This window comes from Acidimicrobiia bacterium (genome assembly GCA_016650365.1).
Classification (GTDB): Bacteria; Actinomycetota; Acidimicrobiia; order Spongiisociales; family JAENVV01; genus JAENVV01.
Genome location: JAENVV010000296.1, coordinates 1 through 3947, shown reverse-complemented (window position 1 = coordinate 3947; position 3947 = coordinate 1). Strand labels below are relative to the sequence as shown.

At 61.0% G+C, this 3947-nt stretch carries 2 protein-coding genes; both read right to left on the bottom strand.

Annotation, left to right across the window (positions count from 1 at the left end; genetic code table 11):
• A partial coding sequence (locus JJE47_16605) for an acyltransferase domain-containing protein (protein ID MBK5269043.1) occupies positions 1 to 3425 on the bottom strand: 3425 nt, incomplete at its 3' end.
• A gap of 10 nt (positions 3426 to 3435) precedes the next feature.
• Positions 3436 to 3927, bottom strand: a complete 492-nt coding sequence (locus tag JJE47_16600; protein ID MBK5269042.1) for a hypothetical protein — start codon at positions 3925 to 3927, stop codon at positions 3436 to 3438.
• Positions 3928 to 3947: the final 20 nt, after the last annotated feature.

Genomic DNA, 3947 nt, shown 5'->3' with positions numbered 1-3947 from the left:
ATCCCCAGATCCCCCTCGAGATCCATCCCCAACTCCAACATCTCCACCGGATACCCCGTCTTCTCCGACACAACCCCCACCATCAGATCAAACAGATCATCAACAGAGACACCGCCGTTGGCGGCGACTGACCCGATTGAAAGCGCCGTGTTGTCGTCAACCTTGGGTTGGATCACCGGGACAACTGGCGGAGCAGGCGGTGCAACCTCTGGGATGGGCGGTGCAGGCTTTACCACGGCTGGCGCAGGTGCGGCGATCGGCGGGACTGCGGCCACGGCCTCAATCGCAGCTCCCCCAGACAGCCCAAAGCGGAGACCACGCTCCATGGTTTCGAGAAACGCCGTATGCGTTTCGGCCATCATTTGCAGATAGGTTGCGTGCGCATCAGCCGTTTGGCGCTGCGTCGCCTCGATTGCGTCCGACCAACCAGCCACCGGCGGAACGGCAGAAGAGACCGGCTGATGTGCCACTGGCAGGACGGCAGGTACCGGCGCTGCATTCGACGCCGATGCGCCATCTGGGTCGACTACATATTCTTTGCCGGCAGGTTCCGGCAGACGCGGCGGGTTGGGTTTCGGCAGATCCGCGGCCCCACCTGCCGGCGGGTACGGTTTGCCGTAGTTCGCTCCAGTGAGAGGTATCGATAGCTTGGGTTCCGTCCGTTCCAGCGGGTTATCGGACTCGCGATATCCAGCCCAAAGGGCGTCGAACTCGAACGGATATCCGGCTGCGGCGAGCGTTGCCAGGCCTTCGAGGAATCCCACGAGTCCTGGTTTGCCCTTCCGATCCAGGTTCACGGCGAGATGGGGACGGTCAGCCAGAATCCGTCCCACCAGCCCGGTCTGAACGGCACCGGGCCCAACTTCGACAAACGAGCGAACCCCACTGGCATACATCGACTCGACCATGTCTACGAACAAGACGGGTTTAGCGAGCTGGCTTGCGAGCGCGGCTGCGACCTGTCGAGGATCGGTTCCATGTTGGTCGCCGGTTGTGTTGGAGTAGACCGGCTTGGCGGGTTTCGAGAAGTCAACCGAGCCGAGGTAGGAACCGAAGGCGGCGGCAGCACCGGCCACGATGGGTGAATGGAACGCCGTCGCGACAGGAAGGCGCGTCGTGCTGATCCCTTCCGCCTTGAGCTTGGTTTCCACGTCTCCAACCGCATCGGTCGGCCCGGACAGAACCACTTGTTGCGGATGGTTGTGGTTGGCGATCACAACATCGGTCGACCACTTCCCCAACAGCTCGCGGATCTGTTCCAACGAAGCAGTGACCGCGGTCATGGCACCTCCAATGGTGGCTGCGTCGCGCATCAAGGTGCCGCGGGTCCGAGCGACGTCCAGCAAGTCCGAACGCGAGATCACGCCGGCTGCTGCCAGCGCCGTCACCTCACCAAAGCTGTGTCCGCCAAAACAATCCGCCTCAAGTCCCAGATCGTCGAGAAGCGAAAGCATCGAAAGGCTCACCGTACCAATAGCCGGCTGAGCCCACTCAGTGGCCGCCAAACGTGCCGATTGTTGCGCACGATCAGCATCGGTGAACGCGTCTTGAGGGAACACGACCTCGTGAAGCGTCCTATCCCATTCGTTCACGACGGCTGCATCGGCGGCGGCGTCCCATGGTTCGATGGCCCGCTCGAACGCCATCGCAAGTGAGCCTCCCATGTCGATGTACTGGCTCCCCTGGCCAGGGAACAGGAAAGCAAGGTCACCCGATCGGGCTGCTGTGCCATAGTGAACGCCGGCGGGTGTCGAGAAGCTCTCACGTGGAGAGGCACCGATCCGCTCGATCGCGTGATTGAGTTTGCCCGCGAGGTCATCGCCATCGGTTGCCACGAGCGCCAACCGGAACCCGGCATCGGCTTGAAAGGCTGATTGGCTGGATCTGGCTAGCCACGGCAGGTACCCGGCTTTGGTTGCGTTGCCGGCGTGAGTGCGGGCCATCTCGATCACGGCTTCGGGATCCGGCCCACAGATCGTGACCAGCTCGGCTTCTAGCGAGCGCAGTCGTGGGGCTACGGTGGTCGCGTCACCCTGGTACTCGCTCAGCGCTACATGGAAGTTGGACCCCCCAAACCCGAAGGAGCTCACGGCTGCCCGCCGGGGGTGGTTACCGTCACGAACCCAAGGACGAGCCCGAGTGGCGAGGTGAAACGGAGAACTGTCCAGCTCAAGTTCGGGATTCGGATGTTCGACTTTGATCGTGGGTGGAAGTACCTTGTGGTGTATGGCCATCACCGCTTTAATCAGTCCCGCCGCTCCGGCGGCTGCTTTTGTGTGACCAATCTGAGATTTGACCGAACCGATCGCACACCATTGGCGGTCTAGGCGGCCCGAAGCCTCGAAGGCGAGTTTGAGGCCACCGATCTCGGCTGCGTCACCGGCAATTGTGCCTGTTCCGTGCGCTTCGATGAGTTCAATGGTGTCGGGTCCGTAACCGGCCAGTTCGTAGGCACGGCGCAAAGCGTCCGCCTGCCCTTCTGAAACCGGTGCATACACACTCTTGGACCGCCCATCTGATGATGACCCAACACCGTCGATGACAGCATAAATGTGATTGCCGTCACGCTCGGCGTCGGCAAGACGTTTGATTGCCACCATGCCCAATCCTTCACCCAACATCGTTCCGTCCGCCTGATCAGAGAAGGGCCTGCAATCACCGGTGGGCGACAGCGCCGGTGTCTTGCTGAAACACATGAACATGAAGATGTCGTTCATGGTGTCCACGCCTCCGGCGATCACCATGTCGGAGTCACCGAGCTGCAGCTCATTGATGCCCATGGAGAGGGCAGAGAAGGTAGAAGCGCACGCCGCATCGGTGACACAGTTCGTGCCGCCAAGGTTGAGGCGATTGGCAATCCTGCCGGCCACAACGTTTCCGAGCAGCCCCGGGAACGTGCTTTCGTTCCAATCGGTGTACTCCCCCGAGATTCGATCGCAGATACCTTGCGCCTCGGTCTCCGGCAAACCAGATTCTCGAAGCGCCTTGAGCCACACCGGCCGCTGCAGCCTACTCACCATCGATCCGAGCAGCTCCTGACCTGAGGTAACGCCGAGGATGACCGAGGTCCGGGACCTGTCCTGATCGTGCCGCGAACACGCGTCATCCAGTACTTTCTGAGCGACAATCAACGCCAGGAGTTGGGAGGTGTCGGTTTCGGGGAGAATGTTGGGCGGCACTCCCCAGCCAATGACATCGAACGGCACCTCGTCCAGGAAAGCTCCCCGATTGGCATAGGTCTTGTCAGGCGCCGACGGGTCAGGATCGTAGTAATCCTCGAGCAGCCAATGTGTTGCGGGCACTTCGCTCATGAGATCGTTGCCTTGGAGGATGTCACGCCAGAAGCCTGTGACATCAAGCGATCCGGGAAAGAGTGCACTGACCCCAACAATGGCGATAGGAGCACGAGGTACGAGATTGGTCATAGGTTGACTTTCATGCAAGGGGACGTGGTCGAAAATCGAAGGCGGCAGCGGGGATGGGTACCCCGAGAGTTCTGAGTTGCTGGGCGCGGGTCACGACGGCGGCCCCTTCCATAAGGTTTCGGGCAACCTGGGTGACGGTCCGGTTGGCTGGCTCTTCGAGAAAGCTGCCTTTTGCCCACGCGTTGAACGCCCCCATGGCCGGACCACACCAGATCTGATAATCGGAGCGACGGTCAGAGATTCCATTGATGGCCCAGCGGCTGGCCTGCCCGAGATAGGACCGGAAGACCAGGGCCATTTGATGTTTGGGATCGCGGTCGGCCCGCTCGACCTCCAACGGGTCATGATCCATCCAGTAGGCGCGGGTATCGCTCCACGCCTGGTCGAGTGGTACTCGAAAGTAATCCCGTTCGAGCCACTGTCGTTCGACGTCGGGGATCTCTGACAAGGAGCCATGGCGGCGGTACAGCTCGTAGAGCTTCTTGGCTCTGACCCCAAACATCGTGCCACGTTTGAGTACTT

What these genes read in the sequence shown, in the direction of transcription:
- JJE47_16600 (MBK5269042.1), bottom strand. Translation starts at nt 3,927, where the DNA reads ATGTTTGGGGTCAGAGCCAAGAAGCTCTACGAGCTGTACCGCCGCCAT.